The organism is Cypionkella sp., from assembly GCF_036782355.1.
GTDB lineage: Bacteria > Pseudomonadota > Alphaproteobacteria > Rhodobacterales > Rhodobacteraceae > Cypionkella.
Genome location: NZ_DAIPZF010000071.1, coordinates 1 through 2556 on the forward strand (window position 1 = coordinate 1; position 2556 = coordinate 2556).

Below are 2556 nucleotides of genomic sequence, written 5' to 3' on the forward strand. Positions count from 1 at the left end.
TCTTGGAAGAGCAGATCATCTTCGCCACGCAAGCCGTTGATAATTTGAAAAAAAACGCAGAGCAATCTGATCATTCGGGCCCCGCGGGCTGGGCAGGTTTGGATCCCCGAGCGGGTCGATCTGCCAGGGCGCTTTGTGCATCATGGCGACGAATTGGGCTATGTTTGGAGCAATGCGGGCCTGACCATTCGGGTGGCCTTGGGGCAAGATGCGGCGGAATTGGTGCGCGGCAGGCTGAAGGCGGTTGATATCCGGCTGCTGCGCGATCAAAATCTGCGCATTCCGGCGCATGTTTCGGCCTTTGTGCCCGAAGGCTCGTTTCTACTGCCGTCGCCTGCGCTTTCAACCGTGGGGGGTGGTGATATTTTAGCTGACCCCTCTGACCCGCAGCGGGGGCATTCGGTTGATAGCCTGTTTCAGTTTGATCTGTCGCCTGACGCTAAGTTGCCGCCAACGCTGATTGGCGAGCGGGTTTTGGTGCATTTCGATCATGGCACCGAGCCGATTGGGTATCGGGTGATGCGCTGGCTGCGGCAGACCTTCTTGCGGCAGATGAAGACATGAGGCCGAGCGCAACAGGTTTGACGCTGCCGCTTTGGGATGAATATCCCGAGCGCGAAACTGTGGAGCCTTCGGCCTTTGATAGTGCCGCGCGTGGGGTTTTGGCCCCCTTTGCGGCGCTGGCGGCACGGGTGCGCCCGCTTCGGCTGGGCCATCCGGTGGTGGTGCAGACGCAGGCTGCGGCGCAAAAGCTTGCGGGCAAAGCGCCGGCCGAGCTGGTGCAGGCGCTGCCGGCGATGCGGCTGCGCTTGCGCAAGATGTTTCGGGGCAGGCGCGCAGATCCGGTTGCCGTGGGGCAAGCCTTTGCATTGATTGGATAATTATCCTCTCAGCACATCGGACAGCGGCCCTTCGAGGTGCAGCTTTTGGCGGCTTGGGCAAATCTGACCGGTCATATCGCCGAGATGCGCACCGGCGAGGGCAAATCGCTGACCGCAGCGCTTGCAGCGGCCACCTATGCTTTGGGCGGGGTGCGGGTGCATCTGTTTACGGTAAATGATTATCTGGCCCGCCGCGACCACGAGACGTTTTTGCCGATATTTGCCGCGCTGGAGCTACGGGCGGGGCTGGTCGAAGAGGGGCAAGACCCAACCACCCGACGCACTGCCTATGGCTGCGATATCGTTTTCGGCACCGCCAAACAGATCGTTTTTGACTATTTACGCGATGGTTTGCTGGCCGAGGGGGCCGATCGGCGCAGACGCTCTTGGGCGGCGCGCCTCACCTCTCGCGGGCGAAAATTGGGCGATTTCACCATGCAGGGGCTGCCCTGCGCGATCATCGACGAGGCGGATTCGGTGCTGCTGGATCAGGCCTGCATGCCGTTCATTTTGTCTGAAGGCTCGGCCAATATGGGGGGCGTCACGGTCGAGGATCTACGCCGCGCGATGGCGGTGGCACAAGAGATGCCCGCCACCCGCGGCTATCAGATTTTGGCGCGCCGCCGCATGGCCTATATTACGGCCGAGGGGCGGCAGTGGCTCGAGCGTCATCCAATCGCCCAAAACGGTCCAATGCGGGTTGCCGCGATCCGAGATCACGCGGTCTTGCAGGCCCTGAACGCGCTGCATGTGTTTTCGCGCGACCGCGACTACCTGCTGCAAGACGGCAAGGTGGTTGTGATTGACGAAAGCACCGGCCGCCCAATGCCGGATCGGTCTTGGTCGGATGGGCTGCATCAGATGATCGAGCTGAAAGAGGGGCTGGCGCTGACCCTGCCGGTGCGCACCATTGGGCGGATCACGCTTCAGACGTTTTTTCGTCGCTATCAACGCCTGTGCGGCATGACGGCGACAGCGAGCCCTGCGGCGGCCGAGTTGTGGAATGTCTATGGTCTGCATGTGCGCCGGATTCCGGGGCGCAAGCCTGATCTTCGGCTTTGGTCCCAGGCACAGATTTTCGCGACCTCTCAAGCGCGCTGGACAGCGGTTGCGGCCCGCGTCGGCGCGCTTCGCGCGGGCGGGGCGGCGATATTGGTCGGCACGCGCACGGTTTTCGCCTCGGAGCAGGTCTCTGCGCATCTGGCCGAACAGCCGCATCTGGTGCTGAACGCCCATAGCGGCGAACGTGAGGCAGAGATCATTGGCGCGGCAGGGCAGGCGGGCTGTGTGACGGTGGCCACCAATATGGCTGGGCGCGGCACCGATATTCGCATCAGCGCCCAGACCAAGGCCAGCGGTGGGCTGCATGTGATCCTTACCGAATTGCACGAAAGTCCGCGCTTGGATTTGCAGCTTGCCGGCCGCTGTGGTCGGCAAGGCGATCCGGGGCAGGTCGAGCTTTGGCTGAGTCTGGAAGACGATCTGATTGCGCGCAGCGACCAAAGACTGCGCAGTCTGGCGACCCGCCTGTTGCAAGCCGGTCTGCCCCGCGGCTGTTATGCGGTGATGCGGCTTTGTCAGCTGATTGATGATAAAAAGCAGGCCAGAACCCGCGCCACGATGCTGCACCGCGAGCGTAGCCGTGATGTCACCCTAGCGATTTCCGGCGCGGCAG

Annotated in this window: 3 protein-coding genes; all 3 read left to right on the top strand. The window is 62.4% G+C overall.

Annotated elements, in window-relative coordinates; translation table 11 throughout:
- Nucleotides 1-135 precede the first annotated feature (135 nt).
- The gene (locus tag V7Q10_RS15515) at nt 136-564 is read left to right on the top strand and encodes a hypothetical protein (RefSeq protein WP_442885884.1); all 429 of its coding nucleotides are present in this window, start codon (nt 136-138) and stop codon (nt 562-564) included.
- The gene (locus tag V7Q10_RS15520) at nt 561-881 is read left to right on the top strand and encodes a hypothetical protein (protein ID WP_333870044.1); all 321 of its coding nucleotides are present in this window, start codon (nt 561-563) and stop codon (nt 879-881) included. Before V7Q10_RS15515 ends, V7Q10_RS15520 begins: the two co-directional genes overlap by 4 nt.
- A gap of 45 nt (nt 882-926) precedes the next feature.
- Nucleotides 927-2556 (top strand): preprotein translocase subunit SecA (locus V7Q10_RS15525; RefSeq protein ID WP_333870045.1); only part of this gene is annotated, 1630 nt, incomplete at its 3' end.